This window comes from Paenibacillus wenxiniae (assembly GCF_039822605.1).
Lineage (GTDB): Bacteria > Bacillota > Bacilli > Paenibacillales > Paenibacillaceae > Saccharibacillus > Saccharibacillus wenxiniae.
Genome location: NZ_JBCGUH010000001.1, coordinates 307,616 through 324,636 on the forward strand (window position 1 = coordinate 307,616; position 17,021 = coordinate 324,636).

General features: G+C 46.1%; 19 protein-coding genes. 7 read left to right on the forward strand and 12 right to left on the reverse strand.

Features of this window, described 5'->3' with window-relative positions:
• Positions 1–261: 261 nt before the first annotated feature.
• From rpmF to AAHF22_RS01330, 3 genes are all read right to left on the reverse strand, one after another.
• The gene (rpmF, locus tag AAHF22_RS01320; RefSeq protein ID WP_081604133.1) at positions 262–435 is read right to left on the reverse strand and encodes a 50S ribosomal protein L32; all 174 of its coding nucleotides are present in this window, start codon (positions 433–435) and stop codon (positions 262–264) included.
• Positions 436–497: 62 nt separating this feature from the next.
• Positions 498–1,004, reverse strand: a complete 507-nt coding sequence (locus AAHF22_RS01325) for a YceD family protein (RefSeq protein ID WP_347323162.1) — start codon at positions 1,002–1,004, stop codon at positions 498–500.
• A gap of 197 nt (positions 1,005–1,201) precedes the next feature.
• Entirely contained in the window at positions 1,202–1,336 is a 135-nt protein-coding gene (locus AAHF22_RS01330; RefSeq protein WP_347323163.1) for a hypothetical protein, read from the reverse strand.
• A 66-nt stretch (positions 1,337–1,402) separates the two neighbouring features.
• Between AAHF22_RS01330 and AAHF22_RS01335 the strand changes: the two genes are divergently transcribed.
• The 3 genes from AAHF22_RS01335 (at position 1,403) to AAHF22_RS01345 (ending at position 4,157) form a co-directional block, all read left to right on the forward strand.
• Positions 1,403–2,626, forward strand: a complete 1,224-nt coding sequence (locus AAHF22_RS01335; protein ID WP_347323164.1) for a nucleotidyltransferase — start codon at positions 1,403–1,405, stop codon at positions 2,624–2,626.
• 453 nt (positions 2,627–3,079) lie between these two features.
• Positions 3,080–3,634, forward strand: coding sequence for a TetR/AcrR family transcriptional regulator (locus tag AAHF22_RS01340; protein ID WP_347323165.1), 555 nt, complete (start codon positions 3,080–3,082; stop codon positions 3,632–3,634).
• A 13-nt stretch (positions 3,635–3,647) separates the two neighbouring features.
• Complete coding sequence (locus tag AAHF22_RS01345; protein WP_347323166.1) at positions 3,648–4,157, forward strand: DUF4188 domain-containing protein; 510 nt, start codon at positions 3,648–3,650, stop codon at positions 4,155–4,157.
• 122 nt (positions 4,158–4,279) lie between these two features.
• Here the strand turns inward: AAHF22_RS01345 and AAHF22_RS01350 are convergent, their stop codons facing one another.
• From AAHF22_RS01350 to rsmD, 3 genes are all read right to left on the reverse strand, one after another.
• Positions 4,280–5,308 carry a YlbL family protein gene (locus tag AAHF22_RS01350; protein ID WP_347323167.1) on the reverse strand — a complete coding sequence of 343 codons (1,029 nt, stop codon included), beginning with the start codon at positions 5,306–5,308 and terminating at the stop codon, positions 4,280–4,282.
• A gap of 220 nt (positions 5,309–5,528) precedes the next feature.
• Positions 5,529–6,068 carry a pantetheine-phosphate adenylyltransferase gene (gene coaD, locus AAHF22_RS01355; protein ID WP_347323168.1) on the reverse strand — a complete coding sequence of 180 codons (540 nt, stop codon included), beginning with the start codon at positions 6,066–6,068 and terminating at the stop codon, positions 5,529–5,531.
• Entirely contained in the window at positions 6,061–6,699 is a 639-nt protein-coding gene (gene rsmD / locus AAHF22_RS01360; protein WP_347323169.1) for a 16S rRNA (guanine(966)-N(2))-methyltransferase RsmD, read from the reverse strand. Before rsmD ends, coaD begins: the two co-directional genes overlap by 8 nt.
• A 367-nt stretch (positions 6,700–7,066) precedes the next feature.
• On the opposite strand from rsmD, the gene AAHF22_RS01365 reads away from it, so the two are divergent.
• Entirely contained in the window at positions 7,067–7,672 is a 606-nt protein-coding gene (locus tag AAHF22_RS01365) for a TetR/AcrR family transcriptional regulator (RefSeq protein ID WP_347323170.1), read from the forward strand.
• Between the two features lie 143 nt (positions 7,673–7,815).
• Positions 7,816–9,039 (forward strand): MFS transporter, encoded by a 1,224-nt coding sequence (locus AAHF22_RS01370; protein WP_347323171.1) that lies wholly within the window; start codon positions 7,816–7,818, stop codon positions 9,037–9,039.
• Positions 9,040–9,346: 307 nt separating this feature from the next.
• Here the strand turns inward: AAHF22_RS01370 and AAHF22_RS01375 are convergent, their stop codons facing one another.
• Positions 9,347–10,288 (reverse strand): helix-turn-helix transcriptional regulator, encoded by a 942-nt coding sequence (locus tag AAHF22_RS01375; RefSeq protein ID WP_347323172.1) that lies wholly within the window; start codon positions 10,286–10,288, stop codon positions 9,347–9,349.
• A 105-nt stretch (positions 10,289–10,393) separates the two neighbouring features.
• Between AAHF22_RS01375 and AAHF22_RS01380 the strand changes: the two genes are divergently transcribed.
• Entirely contained in the window at positions 10,394–10,933 is a 540-nt protein-coding gene (locus AAHF22_RS01380) for a VOC family protein (RefSeq protein ID WP_347323173.1), read from the forward strand.
• A gap of 271 nt (positions 10,934–11,204) precedes the next feature.
• On the opposite strand, the gene AAHF22_RS01385 is transcribed toward AAHF22_RS01380, so the two are convergent.
• Positions 11,205–11,606, reverse strand: coding sequence for a NucA/NucB deoxyribonuclease domain-containing protein (locus AAHF22_RS01385; RefSeq protein WP_371834005.1), 402 nt, complete (start codon positions 11,604–11,606; stop codon positions 11,205–11,207).
• A 660-nt stretch (positions 11,607–12,266) separates the two neighbouring features.
• On the opposite strand from AAHF22_RS01385, the gene AAHF22_RS01390 reads away from it, so the two are divergent.
• Positions 12,267–12,443 carry a YjfB family protein gene (locus AAHF22_RS01390; protein ID WP_347323174.1) on the forward strand — a complete coding sequence of 59 codons (177 nt, stop codon included), beginning with the start codon at positions 12,267–12,269 and terminating at the stop codon, positions 12,441–12,443.
• Positions 12,444–12,761: 318 nt separating this feature from the next.
• Here the strand turns inward: AAHF22_RS01390 and AAHF22_RS01395 are convergent, their stop codons facing one another.
• The 4 genes from AAHF22_RS01395 to AAHF22_RS01410 form a co-directional block, all read right to left on the reverse strand.
• Positions 12,762–13,241 carry a hypothetical protein gene (locus tag AAHF22_RS01395; RefSeq protein ID WP_347323175.1) on the reverse strand — a complete coding sequence of 160 codons (480 nt, stop codon included), beginning with the start codon at positions 13,239–13,241 and terminating at the stop codon, positions 12,762–12,764.
• A 159-nt stretch (positions 13,242–13,400) separates the two neighbouring features.
• Positions 13,401–14,585 carry an acyl-CoA dehydrogenase family protein gene (locus AAHF22_RS01400; protein ID WP_347323176.1) on the reverse strand — a complete coding sequence of 395 codons (1,185 nt, stop codon included), beginning with the start codon at positions 14,583–14,585 and terminating at the stop codon, positions 13,401–13,403.
• Positions 14,586–14,995: 410 nt separating this feature from the next.
• Positions 14,996–15,415 (reverse strand): SMI1/KNR4 family protein, encoded by a 420-nt coding sequence (locus tag AAHF22_RS01405; protein WP_347323177.1) that lies wholly within the window; start codon positions 15,413–15,415, stop codon positions 14,996–14,998.
• Positions 15,416–16,009: 594 nt separating this feature from the next.
• The gene (locus AAHF22_RS01410; RefSeq protein WP_347323178.1) at positions 16,010–16,900 is read right to left on the reverse strand and encodes an SMP-30/gluconolactonase/LRE family protein; all 891 of its coding nucleotides are present in this window, start codon (positions 16,898–16,900) and stop codon (positions 16,010–16,012) included.
• Positions 16,901–17,021: the final 121 nt, after the last annotated feature.

Here is a 17,021-nt window from a genome sequence, read left to right on the forward strand (position 1 = left end):
ATAAACTATTCGGTTTCTTCATCACGTTTACAGAACCAAACGTACTGAAGGATACGCAAACGCATCGCTCCATACATTATCGCTTCGTTTTAGAACCTGGTACTAAGATTGTAGTATAAAGCATATTTCCGTAAAAAGAAAGGGGCAGTGTTCTGTTATTATGTAATTGTGGTGTCAGACCGCGCCAGCTCTAAGAAGTGGCCCCTTTACGCAAAAAAAAACAGCGTCTCATCAAACGACGAGACGCTGCCTTTACAACAATTACTGTTGTACGATTTCTCTTTGCTTGTAAGTTCCGCACACTTTGCAAACGCGGTGAGACAATTTCATTTCTCCGCAGTTTTCGCATTTTACCATACCTGGTACTGCCAGTTTAAAGTGTGTACGACGTTTGTCACGGCGTGTTTTGGAAGTTCTCCGTTGAGGTACTGCCATCGTTAAACACCTCCTTCATCTAGTTGAATGCCATTTAACACTCTGAGATCAGAGTTATCAAATCACTTGAAAAAATCTTTCAGCCCTGCCAATCGAGGATCGATCGGCTCGTTATCGCAATCACAATCCTGTTCGTTCAGGTTGACTCCGCATGTCTGGCACAAGCCTTTGCAATCGTCCTTGCACAGGACAACCGCCGGCAAGTCCACCAATGCAGCTTCCTCCAGATAAGGACGAAGATCTACCGTATCGCTATTCACGAATATTGTATTATCTTCTTCCGCTACATTTTCCGGTTCTTCACCGTGTCTGAATTCCTCATCCATGCGAAATTCGCGATGGAGATCAACGGGCTTCAGACAGCGAGCGCATGCCACCTGCAAATCAAGCTTCAACGTTCCGTTCACTTCAACGACCTGATCGACTCTGTACCGTGCTTTCAAATCCGCCTGCAAAGGTTGTACAGCCAGTATATCATTGCGTTCGGTTTTTACAAATTCGGAGTCAAGTGTCTGGTGAAACTCTATAGGCTGATCGCTCTGCGCCATTTTTCGAAATTGGAATTGCATAGTTATCACTCCAAACAAACAAAAATTATTTTACCAATGAATAGCGGTTTTTGTCAATCAAATTTTGTATTTTAACAACCTGTAAGGGTAAATCCCTTTACTGTAGCGGGATTCCTAGTGTTGATGCGGGTTTTTGGTCGTTGTGATTCACCTAAAATCCATCCAAAATTCGTCCAAATCTACTCGCGCTTCACTGTTTATTTTCCAGTCGATCCTATGAATTGAAGCCGCTTTTCATCTTCCAAAAGACGAATGCGGTATAATGGAGCAGCCGCTATCCAGAACAGTTCCATCATCCATTGAAATAAAGCGGATAACGTTGATTGTACCATACATCCACCTGCTACACGCATACTAATTATAATTATATTATGAAGCTTATAAAGGAGCACACCATCATGAATATTGCTGGCGTTATCGTTGAATATAATCCATTTCATTATGGACATCAGCTCCATCTGGATCGCACACGTCAGCTGACCGGCTGTGATGCGATTGTAGCCGTAATGAGCGGCGGATTCACCCAGCGCGGCGAACCTGCCAGCTTTAGCAAATGGGCGCGTGCAGAAATGGCACTACGTGCCGGCTGTGACGTCGTGTTAGAGCTTCCTTCCGCTTATGCGGTACAGCCTGCTGAATGGTTCGCCTACGGTGCTGTAGCTGTGCTGGAGGCGACTGGCATAGTGGATCAGCTTGTCTTCGGCAGTGAAGCAGGCACAATGGAACATTTGAACGATGTCGCGATGCTGATGGAGCAAGCGCCGCCAGCATTGAACGACGCGATTCGAGCGCAGCTTAAGCAAGGAATGAGCTATCCGGCTGCACTCGGTCGTGCCGCTACCGCTTCCGGCCTGCTATCCACAGAGGCAGCCGCCATGCTGCAACAGCCGAACAATACGCTGGGACTGCAATACATACGGGCCATCCATCAGCTCGGTAGCCGCATCATACCGCTCACGATTCAGCGAGAGCAGTCGGGTTATCATGATCTGAAGCCCACCCATGAACAGATTGCGAGCGCAACATCGATCCGGCACATGCTGCTGCATGAGCCAGAGCGTGTAGCTTCCTATGTGCCACCCACTACATTAGCGATTATGCAGCGCGAGATGGCTGCTGGACGCGGTCCGGTGCAAATGGACAGTCTATGGCTGCCTCTACTGCAATTGATCGCCACATCGTCTCCTACGGTGTTAGCTGACTACTATGATATGAACGAAGGCATCGAGCATCGACTAAAACGCTTGTTGCCCTCCTTACGGGAAGCGTCAGTGAGCCAGTTGATCGATAGCTTAAAAACGAAACGGTATACTCGCGCGCGGTTACAGCGTTTGCTCGCCCATCTATTGCTCGGTCATCGCCGGGAGCTGTTGCATGAGTCCATGTTACGCCGTGGTCCGGGTTATTTGCGAGTGCTTGGTTTTACCGATCGGGGACGGAGTTTGCTGAAACAAATGAAAACTACCGCTTCTCTGCCGATTATCATGCGAGCAGTGGATAGCGATCATCCGCAGATGACATTGGATATTCAGGCAACTGTTATGCAAGCAGCAGGATTTACAGTACAGCAGATGCGTGATATTTACTCTGATTATTATTATCCGCCTGTACAGGTGCGATAGGAGCTAGATCAGGTAGTTCACATCTATCGTCAGATATGTATAAAGGCTGGATCGAGTTTGTGTGCAATATATCAAGTGAGCAGTGACCCACTCCGGTAAAAATACAGAGACAGGCTGACAGTTTGCAAACGAATCTACGAAGTAAACGTTTTTGGTAGATTCCTTTACTGGGAAAGATTGAGATACTTCACTTCGTAAATTCGTAAACAAACATTGCTCATCAAATTGTATGGAATAGCATTTTAACAGGGCGCTGACATGAGAAGTCAGCGCTCTTTTTCTTTATTGTATATTTTAATGATTGCACTATTAAGTTAACTTAAGTAAACTAATTTATAGAAGTTAACCGAAACAAAAAAAGAAGGTGTGTCATTGGTACAACAACGTCATTCTTTACGAGATATAAAAAAAGCAAGAACCCGGATCCAGCTCTACGAAACCGGACTATCTATGATGAAGACGCGTAAATTTGGCGACATTATGGTCGATGAAATTTGCCAGGAAGCAGAGCTGTCCAAAGTTACATTTTTCAAATGTTTTCCGCAAAAGGAAGCGCTGCTCGTCTATTTTATGCGAATCTGGTTAACCGAGCGCCTATTGGAGATTCAGCGGAATGAAAAGCAAGGCTTTGATGCGGTGTGGCATGTGCTGGACAGCGTAGCAGACTGGCACCAGCATACGCCAGGTGTGATGCCAAGTCTGATCGCCTTTTTAGCACAGGTCGATATGCATCCTTGTATGCCGGAGCTTAGTGAAGCGGAAATTCATCTGTTGTTTCCCGATCAGGAGAGCGAAGCAAGCGTCTCACCGGATCTGTATTTGTTTTTTGAGCAATGTATGGTGCAGGCACAAGCGGAAGGTACACTTGCTTCTGAACTGAAGGCTGAGGAAGCGGTCAAACTGTTGTTCACGGTGTTTTATGGGGCTTTTTTAACGGCACGATTGTATGCATCTACTGATATTCGCGGCTTTTACGAGCTGCATGTCAATCGATTGAAACGACAATAAGGAGGCAAAAATGATGAATCCGATTATGCCAGGTCGCCAGTCAGCGTCAATTGAAGGGCCGTTCGTCGTGTTTATTATTGGGGTGCGTATTAATAAATGGCTTGCGTTCAGCCAATGGCTGCCTGTCGTGCAAGCGATGGGACCTATGCTCAAAGAGCTGTATGAGAACCGGGAGCTTGGTTTTCTGAATGGTGCTTCTTTTATATCCGGGCGCGGCGTGTCGATTGTGCAATACTGGCGTTCCTATGATCAGCTGGAACATTACGCCCACAGCGCCAAGCATCTGAGCGCATGGCAAAACTTCAATCGCAAATCACGGGCAGCGCAAGCGGTCGGAATTTATCATGAAACGTATATGGTGGAAAATGGCGCCTATGAGTCGATTTATGTGAATATGCCTGCGACTGGGCTTGGACGGGCAGGTGAATTGCGCCCGATTGGTGCGGGACGGGAAACGTCGCGGGAGCGTACAAATCTTGGGAGCGCTGATGAGCCTAAACATGTGGAGAGTTCATTGGATTAGTGTTGTAAGGTGTCGGGATATATTTTTATTTGTTGCCTAAATTAAAGAGAAGACTCCTAGGAGTCTTCTCTTTTTTGGTATTCTTTCAGTATATTATTGATCGCGATTAGTGTTATTTATCATTACGATTTAGCAGGCAACGCCGCGATCGCCTTTAGTGCATCATCCATCGTCTGAACCGGGATCAGCTTGATCGTGGAATGCATACGATCTAGCTGTGCTTTCGCATCGGCATAATTGCCCTGCGGCACAAGGAAGATTTCAGCTCCATTGTTCTGTGCAGCAACGACTTTGTGCTGGACACCACCGATAATACCTACTGTACCGTCCGGGTCAATCGTTCCGGTTCCGGCAATACGGTAACCTTTGGTCAGATCGCCTGGTGTCAATTGATTATAAATTTCCAGGCTAAACATCAAGCCTGCGGAAGGGCCACCGATGCTCGTATCGGCAAATTTCACTTCATGGGCTGGATCATCTGGCGTCACTTTTTGCACTTCTCCGATCGATACACCGAAGCCGACACGCACGCGTCCGATCGCATCCTGAAACTCGGTCAGTTTAATATTTTGTTCTACCGTTGTGCCTGCGCGGTCGATAACGACTTTTACGACATCACCTGCTTTTTTGCTACTCAACATCTTTTCCAGCTGTTCAATCGATGTGATGGTCTGTCCATCCACCTGAACGAATTTATCGCCAGCATGAATCGTTGTATTGCTCGCTGGCACATTCACGACAAACACATACTGAGGTTCGATTTTGAACGCAATCCCTGCTTTTTTGTAAGCAGCAGCAATCGCATTGGATTGAGAACTGTTCATATAATAGAGCTGCTCGGCTGCGTATTCTTTGCGATCACTTTGAGCTGGCTTCGGACCGATTTCTTCGTCTGGATCAAATAAGCTACCGATCAGCATCGCTGTATTCGCATAACTAATCGACACGGTCGTGAGCATAAATGTGCCTTTTTCGGTCGGATCGCCACCCGATACGCTAACGATCGGCTTCAACTCATTGGCGCTACCTGGCGCATTAATCACATAGGAAGTTGGCATATACACAAGCACATAGACCAATACGAGCAAGCAAAGCAAATAAACCCATATTCGCTTTTGCGAAAACGGGGATTTAAGGGATGGGCCGGACATGCAGTTCTCTCCTTTACATTCGAATACCTGAACAGGCGGGATATTCGCCACGGCAAGTCTTGCCCTTCGTTTCCAATCGGTACATATTCCTATCCAGGTAGGCTGCACAGGCTGGAAACGAACAGCCAGAACGATGTCGATAACGACCTATCTGTCCGTCTATTATCCCATGACCTGCGCAGCAAATCTACTTTCGCCATCTGCTATGATTGACTCATCATTATAAATCGGATGCCGCTCCAAATTTGAGCTTTAATTGTTGCTCGATCAGTGGTGGCACAAAATCGGAGACATGTCCGTCAAAACGGGCAATCTCCTTGACCATACTGGAACTGAGGTATGAATAGCGTGGATTCGTCATCATAAAAATCGTCTCTGCATCCGGATTCAGTTCACGGTTGATTGAAGCCATCTGTAGCTCATATTCAAAATCCGTTACCGAACGAATGCCGCGTACAATCACATGGGCTTCACGCTCACGAATATAGTTTGCCAGCAAGTCACGGAAGCTGTCGATTTCTACATTGGGCAAATCAGCCGTTACCTGCTTGAGCTGCTCTACACGTTCTTCCACGCTAAACAATGGCTTTTTGCTCATATTGTTTAGCACAGCCACGACAAGTGTATCGAACTGACGTGCCGCACGATGGATAATGTCCAGATGTCCCATCGTTACCGGATCGAAGCTGCCCGGATAGACAGCGATCCGCCTGCCTCCGTTTTCGACGAACTGGATCGGCTTGCCTGGTTCGTTATTCATCTAACGTTCCTCCCTGCTGTACTTCGTGTTGTGTTTCCTGTGCATGAGATCCTTGTTCTTCTAATGTTGAGGTGCTGTCCGGTGCGTAACGATAAATGTACAACGTAGTCTCCCCATACTCCGCCTGCCGAACGCCGACGAAATGATCACACTCTGTTGGATACGGATGACCCGTTTCAAATTCAAGCACGATTGTCGCATCCTGCTTCAATAAGCCGCGCTCATGCATATCCTGCATCAGCTCGATCCCGTTTTTCATGCGGTAAGGTGGATCAAGAAATACAAGATCAAAAGCAGTGCCGCGCTTTTGCAATACTTTAAGCGCACGTCCTGCTTCATTACGATAAATCTCCGCTTGCTCGGTCAGTTTGGCCGATTGCACATTGGCTTTGATGATTTCAATACTTTTGTATTCCATATCGATAAATACGCCATGTTCCATCCCACGGCTTAGTGCTTCAATACCGAGTCCACCTGTTCCAGCAAACAAATCCAGCACCTGTCCCCCATCAAAATAAGGACCAATAATGCTAAACATCGCCTCTTTGACTTTATCCGTCGTTGGACGGGTTCCGTTACCTGGCACCGCTTTGAGCGGTCTTCCTTTGGCACTTCCAGAAATTACTCTCATTCCGTTCGATTCACCCTCTGTATATAATGTAAGACAGCGTACTGATTATCGCTGATCGTATCGTTGTATCGTTTGATGATGGTAGGCTCTTTACGATTCATGCGTATCATTCCGTAGCTGTCCGCTCCGATAAGTCCGGTCAGCTTGTGATGTCATCGCAAACGTCGCGACGCTGCATCTACAATCTCACCTTTACGCTTGATGTTCATTACCCGTCAGGGCGCTACCCACCAAGCAAATACACGACGTTATCGTATCATATCAGGCGGTCGTTGCAAAATCATATTACGTTCTGCTTGCCTTTTCCAACAGCCATCTGCTACAATACTGAACAAACGTTCAGTATCGAAAATGTTGAGGTGAGACAATGAACAAAAAGCAAGTTCAAAGTGAGCAAACACGTAAAAAAATAAGCGAAGCCGCACGCAGTCTATTCGTACAAAAAGGCTATAAAGCGACGTCCATTGAAGATATCGTTGCCGCTACAGGCAGTAGCAAAGGAAATATTTATTACCATTTTAAAAGTAAAGAAGGTCTATTCTCCTACCTGCTACATGAATGGGATCGTGACTGGCTGGATAAATGGCAGGCACGTCTACCTTCTTATGCTACCGCTACTGCCAAAATGTATGGACTCGCCGAGCAAATTGTACGCGAGGATCTGAACCATCCATTGACCCGTGCAGCCGATGAATTTTTTAGCAATGATGAGCAAAAAAACGAGATCGAGGAAAAAATGAATACGATGATGCAGGAACATCTGCTGTTCAATCGCCAGCTCATTCAGGAAGGCGTCGATGAGGGTGAATTCAGTAGTGAACAGATCGAGCAAAAAGCGCTTGTGCTGGAAGGCATTTTTGTCGGTATGAGCCGTGTCTGTCGCAATCTGCCGCTGGAACAGGTGCTGAACCATTATCAATTTGCGATCGAGACTTTTTTGCATGGCATTGTCACCGGAAAACAGCAGTCTTAGCTAATGACTAGCTCTGCTGACGATCCGGTATTTTAATTCCTTTTTACTGACCGAATGTTCAGTATGTATTGTATCCAATCCAATTGTTTCAGGTGATTCGGCTCGTGTCTTGCATGACACGCAGTTATTTTACGGAGGAAATCATGTCACTATTAATGCGTAATCGAGCAGCGCTATTGCTGCTTATGTTTAATATTTTTCTTGTGTTTACCGGAATCGGGTTGGTCATTCCTATTATGCCAACGTATATGAATGAGCTGCATATCGGCGGCAGTGTGCTTGGCTTGATGGTTGCAGCCTTTTCGATTAGCCAGCTGATCTTTTCCCCTTATAGTGGTCGTTTATCTGACCGCATTGGGCGAAAAAAGCTTATTATTACCGGTATGCTTGTGTTTGCCGTATCCGAGTGGTTGTTTGCGATTGCGTATTCACCGACATTGCTATTCGTATCGCGTGCTATTGGCGGTCTGGGCGCGGCACTGATTATGCCATCGGTTATGGCATATGCTGCGGATATCACTTCGGATGAAGAACGCGGCTCAGCGATGGGCTTTATCAACGCTGCGATCACGACCGGCTTTATTATCGGGCCAGGGATTGGCGGCTTGCTCGCAGAGTATGGCATCCGTGTACCTTTTTATGCGGCCGCAATTGCCGGTCTGGTCGCTGCGATTGCCACGCTGCTATTGCTGCCTGAATCGTTATCGCCGGAGCGCCGTGCAGCATTAACTACCAGCCATGCACAGGGTGATAGTCTGATACGTCAGCTCTTGCAATCGTATCGTAAACCTTATTTTCTTAGTCTGATTATCGTATTTGTCGCTTCATTTGGTCTGGCGAATTATGAAACGGTATTCTCGCTGTTCGTCGATCATAAATTCGGCTTTACGGCAAAAGATATCGCAATCATTATTACATTTGGCTCGATTGCTGGCGCGGTTGTGCAGGCAACGATTTTCGGCTGGATGATCAATCGCTTTGGTGGACAAAAGCTTATTATCGTCTGTTTGATCGCCTCTGCCCTCTTTATCGTATTAACATTGCTCGTTCACACGTACTTCCTAATCTTTGTAGTAACATTTGCGGTATTTCTGGCGATGGACATTTTGCGTCCAGCGATCGGTACCCAGCTTTCCCAGCAAGCAGGACATGAACAGGGTTATGTTGCCGGTTTGAACTCTGCTTATACAAGTCTTGGCAATATCGCAGGTCCGATCGTAGCAGGTGCGCTGTTCGATTGGGATGTGAATTATCCGTATATGATGGCAGCGATTGTGTTGACGCTATGTTTCCTGCTGTCTTTACGTGTGAAACCGCAGGCTCCGAATCGCAATGCAGTCAATTCCGGTACTGCGGAGTCTAACTAACGGGAATAAGTCGAAGTTACATGAGTGTCTGTTGAATATAGAGGAACGTGCGCGCTGAATGCTAGTACCATTCAATCGGCATTTGCGCATTGGTTTGAAATTAAAAGATAACGAGCGATCTATAAAATCAGCTCCTTTTCATAACAAGACATGAATTGTCATAAATAAGATCAGCCAGAGATTGATTCCATTTCACTTGGATCATCTCCAGCTGATCTTATTTTTTGTCAGTGCTATTCTATTTTGAACGTTCGTTTATTTTACTCTATCTATAAGGTATTATATTGTTGCGCCGCCTATATATCGCTCAGATTCGTTCCATTAATTTGCGATAGTGTGCCATTAATCCATTTTTTAACTCCATCGGTTCTACCTTCGACAATACGGTTCCCAGGCTGGTCAAATACACAAGTATAAACCCCTTCTCCTCCGGCTCATAGCTCCCTGCAAGTTGCCACCCCTGCTCTGTATGTTCTAGCTGCATCGAAGGCAATAAGCGTGCCCGAAGACGTCGTTCATCTGTCAGCTCCGGCAATGTACAGTGAAAGCGAATCGCCTCGCTCGTAGGCTGACGCAATGTGGGGGCAGAATGCAAATCCATATCGGCAAAAATCTCCCCTGTTTGCTCTTCCATCCTACTGATCGACAGAATCCGATCACAGCGAAACACACGATACTGCTCCTTATCCATATCATAGCTACGGCAATACCAGTAACCGTCCATCACATAGACAGCAAATGGCTGTATACGCCGCTCGCTTGCACGATGACCGGAATGGTAGCTAATCTGTACGACTCGCTGATCCGCTGCTGCAAGCAACAGTTCTTCCAGACATGCGCCTGGCTCAGCCTCCATATGATGATAAAAGGCAACCCGATCGCGAAACTGTTCAATTTGCGTCTGCTGGGATGGAGATACGATATCAAGAAATTTGGCATTAATCGAACCGAATGACACACCAAACGCAGCACCCGAAAAGCTTTCCAGCGCCTGCATGGAAAAGTATAGCGCCAGCACTTCCCGTGCTGTAAATGAAATAGGCGGCAATGTCGCCGTATCCAGCACCCGATAGCCGCCATATCGCCCATGCTCGGCATACAATGGCACGCCGATTTCCTCCAATGCCTCTACATCACGAATAGCTGTACGCCGTGAAATACCAAATTGCTGCATTAGCTCAGCGAGCGTAAAACGGCGTTGCCGGTACACATAGCGCTGTATCTGCTGCAAGCGTTCCGCCTTTTTCATACCAATCTCCTTTTCATCTTTGTATATTGCTATTTTAAAGGTGCCATATTTTGACACCTTATCGTTCTATGCTATTACTGTATCACATTATAGGAGGCGACGAATATGAATAGCAATCAAACGACATCTACTACGAAAACGACCGCACAAGTGCACCCGGAGCATGTACATTCGCAGGTTACAAAACAGGAAACGAGCCAAATCACGCAAACCGAAGTGATTCCTTTTCTCTCGCTCAATGGTAAGGCTGCTGAAGCGATAGCCTTTTATGAGCAGCTTGGGGCTACTGTCCGATTGAAAGTCACTTATGCGCAGTTGGCGGCTATAGACGACAGCTTTCACGTACAGCCTGGACAGGAAAACTATATTACGCATTCCGTATTAGAGCTAGGAAGTGGCAAATGGATGATTGCGGAAGAACCTGCGGATATCGAGCAAACATGGCAACACGGTAACTCCTTCTCCCTCTGCTTGCAATCGCGCCAGCATGAAGAGATGGAGGCGCTATATACTAAATTGACTGCCGACCCGCGTTGTACGATTATTGTTCCATTTGGGCCTAATTCATTTAGTAGCGGTTATGCCGCGGTACGCGATCCATTTGGCGTTGTCTTTCAATTTACGGTAACCCGTCATGCTTTTTGAACGTGTTAAGAAAGAACGATGAGTTGCGGTCAACTCATGATGCCTATAACTTTCAGTAGCAGTATGCGATTGGGGTAGTAGATGAGCATCTTTGTAGGGTGTGGACGCAAACTGTTTTACTGGAGCGTACACAGCCTAGTAGATCGAGATGCTGAATCGCAGATTATCGCTGGAAAACATATAACACCCGATCCTATATTGTACGGATCGGGTGTTGTACTTGTATATTCCGTTTTATGAACGCGAATATGCGAATTAGAGCATGTAACCTTTAGTTCACGATAAATTTAACTCGGGTACCATCTGGATATTTGGTCAGCTGATTGCCAACCCAGGAGCCTGCGCCCCGGTTATCCGATGGTGTTATGTAACGGATATCTGCGCCTGCGCCGCCTTCCAGACACATAGCCATTGGCCATTCATCACGATCATAGCCGCTTTTGGTCGGTACGCCTTTAAGCGATTCCTCACGGCGCTCGTCTGCACCGGAACGATCAATCGTGCATACAGCAGAGTGACCGTCTGCAATCGCATCACGAATATGCGAAGCGGTTTCTGGATAGCGGCTGGATGGGAAGGTCAAAGTGTAATCATACGTTGCTGCCGCATAAGCCTGACTCAGATTATTTTCACCCTGTAGCAGCGCTGGTGTCGTTAATAACACCACCAGCATCATCAACATCATGCCTAGCTTTTTCATTCGTTTCAATACAATCAACTCTCTTCCTAAAAGGATGTAGATTCCGCCGTTCACTGGATACACAGCAAGTCAGCATAAACTTATTCGCTGTATATTGTGCGCAACTGGAATCTAATACCATTTTAAGCGAAAGAATGTAAAACTTAACTCTTTTTATGTTAAATTTTGGATTAAATTTAGTGCGATTGTAAATTCTTCATATAACCAATATGATTTTATTTCCTTTATCCTTATAACAAATACACTCACAACACAACAAATACATTCACAACGAAAGTCATAAACACTATCTGATCATCACCAGCAGCCAATGCACCTGTATATGCATCTGGATACAAAAAAAAGGCCCTGCCTGGGATCGAGGCAGGGTGTAGGCAATATTTATATCAAAAGGGGTATGTCTGTATGTTAAACGCACAAGCTGAAATAAAGCTGATACCCACCTAAAAATTAGCTTAAAATTCAAAAAAATTATTTTTATTCGGTAACACTCGATAATATAAGTTACTATTTTTTATGCTCTATTTTCCGCTAGGGTAAACGGAGATTCAGAAACATGGGTTATCAAGCAGCCATTTTACACCGATAATAAGGATATGCCCTGTTTAGAGGCAGGAAAGGAGGAATGTATTCATGGATATCGCTTCTTTGTCTACCGCAATGAGTCAAAGTGCCGTGTCGCAGGCTGCTAGCCTTAAGGTATTGTCCCTATCCAAGGATATGGCCGAGCAACAAGGCCAGCAACTAGCAGAGATGCTGAAACAAGCTCCTCACCCTACACTGGGAAGCACATTGGATATTCGCGCTTAATGACGAATGCCACGTATGGCTATATGTGTGATGCACGCGGAGCACAATAGCGTTGATGTCGTACATATAGCATGTGATTTCCACAGTAAAACTGCGCAAAACCGCCCTACTCACATCGAGAGGCGGTTTTGTTCGTTTTGGTACATTTTCGATTCGTCTTCAGTTCGTTTTTAGCTTCGTTTGTGTTCCTTGATGAGCTTGTGGATACAAAGATAGGGAGTTCCATTCGTATCCCTATAGTACACGGTTGCTATCTAACCGTGATTATTGTAGATAGGGGCAATCTCCATCGTTCTACAATGACGTATAAGCTTATCGCTATTTTTCTTGTAACAGCTTCACCGCCAGATTGCCGAAATCAGGATCATCACGTAGCTGTTCCAGCGCATGTCGTACCTGAGGCAAATGCCGCTGTAACCGTAACAGAGAAAATGCTGCTGAACGAATTAAAATATATTCGTCACTCTGTACAATCGACAGCGCCAGATCAATATCCTCTGTTTGCACATGAAGTGCAGTCAATGCTTCCAGCATCGCGATCTGTACATATTCCTCATCCTGTTCCTGCATCCAGTGCTGGTGAATGGCTGTACGAATCTGTGCTTTATGCGGTTCTTCGCTGTACAAACCAAGCACTTTCCAGCATTCGATCTGCAAAATATCATCACTTTGAGCATGTTGAGCTGTATCGAGTAACAGCTGAATTTCTTCGACATCCAGCGCGGAGTCGATACGAAGCAGTGCTTGTAAACGTTCATCTGTGCTACATTGCTGCCAGTCGTGCAGACGTTCAGACATCGGTATTCGCCTCCGTTCTTTGGGAAGATCATAGCATATAAAGCAATATGCACCTCTCTATGGGACTATCGATGCCCCTGTCGATCAGACGGTGTATCAAACTACGTGTCTTGCATATACTCACGTATCCTACCTATATGCTAAAAGCAAAGTCTTCTTTTACAGGTCTAACTCTTCCAATGCGGTACGCGCCATCGTTTGAATGACCGCATCTTCCATCGGTGGATTATGCAAACCTGCACGTACATCACGATACAGACGCTCAAGTGGTAAATTTTTCGATAAGGCAGCGCCGCCTACAATCTTCATCGCTTTGTCCACCACCTGATTCGCTAGATGCACCGCATTGTATTTGACCAGACCAAAGTCCGGACGCATATGCTGGCGTTGCTCTGGCTGACGGTCCCAGCGATCCGCGACATCATACAGCAGTGTACGCGCCAGTCGCAGTTCACTTTCGATCTGCCCGATCCATTGACGAATATGCGGCAATGTGGCAATCGGTTCATTTAAGCTATTTGGTGTATAGCTGGCTGCATATTGAAGTGCAAAATCCCTTGCCGCATAGGCGATACCGAGATAACAAGCTGGAATATGCAAGAGCCAGCCGTCACCGTCATCTCGTCCTGTTTTCGGTGCGCCCGGTTTGTATATGTTCAGCACCTGACGATCCGGTACAAACACATCATGCAGCACTACATCATGGCTGCCTGTCGCACGCATCCCCAGCGTATTCCACGTTTCCTCTAGCTCGATGCCTGCACGAGAACGAATGAGAAAATCGCCAAGCTCCGGCTGTCCATCTAATCCAGCACTCACGATAAAATCTGTCAGCATTGGACTGAGTGTACTGTACGTTTTGCGTCCATTGAGTAACCAGCCGCCATCGGTACGAACCGCTGTCGTTTCTGGACGTCCCCCACGGGTCGGACTCCCTGTACCGCGTTCACTGGCAAATTTGTTAATCATATTGCCATGCGCCACAACGTCTCTACAAAATTCAGAAAAGGTCGGCTCCGGCCAACCGTCTGCCTCGCGAAAATGCAGCATCATCCCGCCATGCCAGCCTGCGCTGAGCGCGGTCGAACCATCGCCACGAGCGATTCGTTCCTGCACAAGCAGCCATTCATATAGCGATAGTTCCTCTCCGCCATAGTCACGACTGACAGTCAACTTCGCATAGCCCGCTTCCTTTAACTCGGCAAAATTTTCAAACGGAAATGTTCCTTCCGCATCATGCTTCGCCGCTCGTTCCGCAAAGCGCACAGCCAGTCGATCCGCCCAGGCTGCCAATTCTGCTTCGCGTTCATTACGGATAAATTGATCGATTCGTTTGCCCGTCATATCCCATTCCTCCTCCAAACCCATTGCCCGATTGCATCTTCATGTTGGGCATGCTGCTATTCTTCTTATCCTTTAAAATATAGATGTGCTCATATCATATCCAACTTGCCTGCTTGAAACGCTATCACACAGATTATTCAATCCGTCCGATTACAGAGCTACCTGTATGCAAAGCATTCGTTACAGGCTCAATCCTCTACTTCTGTTGGCAGTGTATCTTATTATTCCGCGTTGTTTGCCCTGAATTAATATTGCAATCCGTCATCTACATGCCATCAGATGAGGTTAACGATCACAATAAGAATGGGAAAAAGCAGGTCGATTGCATACTCATCTGTTACTTTTATTCACTAACTACAGTATCAGCTAGCTTTCATTATTATAAAACATATTCGCCGTTCATGCCTTCACTACTCATCAAAAATTAGCAAATCCAAAAATTCATCAAACGTATCCGCAATGTCATAAAAATCTTCGCCATCCATTGCGAACAAACTTACCTTTCCGTAATCCTCTGCGCGCAGCGATAATACAAAGCTATGTCCGAATCCATCATAGGCAAATGGAAACAGATCAATTAATTGTGGATAAAACTCAATTAAATCCAGATAGATTTTTTCGGCTGGTACGTTGTCATACCGAATCGGATGAAAGCCACCAAAAATGATACCTTGCTGCTCCGCCCATTTCTCCGGCAAATAACCGCCATTGTATTGCAAATAGAGCTGGCGAAACGACTCCGGGAATTTCCAGTTATGCAGTTTCTCCAGTTCGTCTAAATCGGCGGCGGTTAATGGATGTTCGGATTGTTCCAGAATCATTTTCGTCATAGGCGTACCCTCCTTCGTGTTGACTTGATCTTGTTATATGGAGCGTTGATTGCTATTGTTCAATTCAGACTTTTTCTACTAGAAGTACACTACATATTATCCAAGACAAAAAATTCCTACACATCTTTCATTGCTAAATAGCCTGATATGTATGCAATTATAGCAGAGACATATATACACAGTCATAGCACAGACATAGGAGATAACTTACTTCCTCATCTGCAATTAGCGATAGTTTATCTTTATCATCCTACTTCCCACTATAAATAACGTTGCGATCTGTTGCAAATAACATAGACCATAATCCTGTTTGGCAGGACTACGGTCTATGTTCAGGATATTCTTTTGGATTGATCATCGAACTGATCTTGAGTGAATAACTTTGAACTGTACATAACTTTTAAATGAGCAACTATAGTCCTGTTAACGTCAGTTCTCTCATCTATGCAGCTCATTCGGGTAAGCAGCTCATTCAGGCTTCGGTGTCATTTCCCATATCATTAATATCATCAATATTATCTATTGGCTCAGCCTTTCCTATTACCCAGCTATGAAGTGAGCTACTACGTCGCTTCATCAGGCAGGCTCCCTGGCTTACCAGTTAACAGGTTGACCGAGATTATACGCCACTGTCCGTGTACCTTTTACGCCTGGACGGACACGGAATACCCCACCATCCAGCGTTCCATCATTCGGCTCGCGCTCGCCGCGTGCGGTCGTGATGTACAGCTCGTCCAGATTCGCACCACCAAATACGCAGGATGTTACATTGTCAGCATCGACCTGTACTTCGGCAACGACTTCACCAGTTGCTGGATCAATGCGAGACACACGTCGTCCACCCCAGCGAGCGACCCATAGCATGCCTTCCTCATCGATTGTCATACCGTCAGGGAAGCCATCTGCATCGTCGATGTTGGCGATCACACGTGCATTTTCGATCGAGCCGTCTTCAATATTGTAGTCAAAGGCACGGATCGTCAGTGTCGGTGTATCGATATAATAAAAGAGACGTCGATCGGCACTCCATGCAAGCCCGTTAGAAGTGGATACTTCGCTCAGCAGCAGGCGAACATTACCGGATGTATCCATACTGTACAGTGCACCGGCTTTCTTCTCATCGCTCAAGCTCATTGTACCTGCGATAAAACGACCATATGGATCACATTTGCCATCGTTAAAACGGTTGCCTGGGCGTCCTTCTTCCGGATCATGAATGGCAACCTTTTCACCTGTTTGCAAATGGATACGATAGAAGCCGCTGAACAGCGCAGCGATGACTTCGTCCTCGGTATAAGGTACAACCGCGCCGATATGCTCGCCGACGTCAATCGCCTGATCCTCGCCTGTCGCCGGATTGTAGCGATGCAGCTTAAAGCCTTCAATATCGACCCATAACAGCTCCTGTGTCCGTTCATCCCAGCTTGGTCCTTCTCCTAGCTTTGCTTGAGCATCCAATACCAGTTCTGCTTCATATTGCTTCATCGTAACGCCTCCTGAACAATTTCATTTCGATTTGCTACATGTGCTTGTTGGAACGGTTTACTATACATACGTCGCTCTACATTTCCATACATAAAATAAATGATTTGCTTGATCAGAAATG

Excerpts from the sequence above, each read along its gene's own strand:
- rpmF (WP_081604133.1), bottom strand. The coding sequence starts at position 435 with ATGGCAGTACCTCAACGGAGAACTTCCAAAACACGCCGTGACAAACGT.
- AAHF22_RS01325 (WP_347323162.1), bottom strand. The coding sequence starts at position 1,004 with ATGCAATTCCAATTTCGAAAAATGGCGCAGAGCGATCAGCCTATAGAG.
- AAHF22_RS01330 (WP_347323163.1), bottom strand. The coding sequence starts at position 1,336 with ATGGTACAATCAACGTTATCCGCTTTATTTCAATGGATGATGGAACTG.
- AAHF22_RS01335 (WP_347323164.1), top strand. The coding sequence starts at position 1,403 with ATGAATATTGCTGGCGTTATCGTTGAATATAATCCATTTCATTATGGA.
- AAHF22_RS01340 (WP_347323165.1), top strand. The coding sequence starts at position 3,080 with ATGAAGACGCGTAAATTTGGCGACATTATGGTCGATGAAATTTGCCAG.
- AAHF22_RS01345 (WP_347323166.1), top strand. The coding sequence starts at position 3,648 with ATGAATCCGATTATGCCAGGTCGCCAGTCAGCGTCAATTGAAGGGCCG.
- AAHF22_RS01350 (WP_347323167.1), bottom strand. The coding sequence starts at position 5,308 with ATGTCCGGCCCATCCCTTAAATCCCCGTTTTCGCAAAAGCGAATATGG.
- coaD (WP_347323168.1), bottom strand. The coding sequence starts at position 6,068 with ATGAATAACGAACCAGGCAAGCCGATCCAGTTCGTCGAAAACGGAGGC.
- rsmD (WP_347323169.1), bottom strand. The coding sequence starts at position 6,699 with ATGAGAGTAATTTCTGGAAGTGCCAAAGGAAGACCGCTCAAAGCGGTG.
- AAHF22_RS01365 (WP_347323170.1), top strand. The coding sequence starts at position 7,067 with ATGAACAAAAAGCAAGTTCAAAGTGAGCAAACACGTAAAAAAATAAGC.
- AAHF22_RS01370 (WP_347323171.1), top strand. The coding sequence starts at position 7,816 with ATGTCACTATTAATGCGTAATCGAGCAGCGCTATTGCTGCTTATGTTT.
- AAHF22_RS01375 (WP_347323172.1), bottom strand. The coding sequence starts at position 10,288 with ATGAAAAAGGCGGAACGCTTGCAGCAGATACAGCGCTATGTGTACCGG.
- AAHF22_RS01380 (WP_347323173.1), top strand. The coding sequence starts at position 10,394 with ATGAATAGCAATCAAACGACATCTACTACGAAAACGACCGCACAAGTG.
- AAHF22_RS01385 (WP_371834005.1), bottom strand. The coding sequence starts at position 11,606 with ATGCTGGTGGTGTTATTAACGACACCAGCGCTGCTACAGGGTGAAAAT.
- AAHF22_RS01390 (WP_347323174.1), top strand. The coding sequence starts at position 12,267 with ATGGATATCGCTTCTTTGTCTACCGCAATGAGTCAAAGTGCCGTGTCG.
- AAHF22_RS01395 (WP_347323175.1), bottom strand. The coding sequence starts at position 13,241 with ATGTCTGAACGTCTGCACGACTGGCAGCAATGTAGCACAGATGAACGT.
- AAHF22_RS01400 (WP_347323176.1), bottom strand. The coding sequence starts at position 14,585 with ATGACGGGCAAACGAATCGATCAATTTATCCGTAATGAACGCGAAGCA.
- AAHF22_RS01405 (WP_347323177.1), bottom strand. The coding sequence starts at position 15,415 with ATGACGAAAATGATTCTGGAACAATCCGAACATCCATTAACCGCCGCC.
- AAHF22_RS01410 (WP_347323178.1), bottom strand. The coding sequence starts at position 16,900 with ATGAAGCAATATGAAGCAGAACTGGTATTGGATGCTCAAGCAAAGCTA.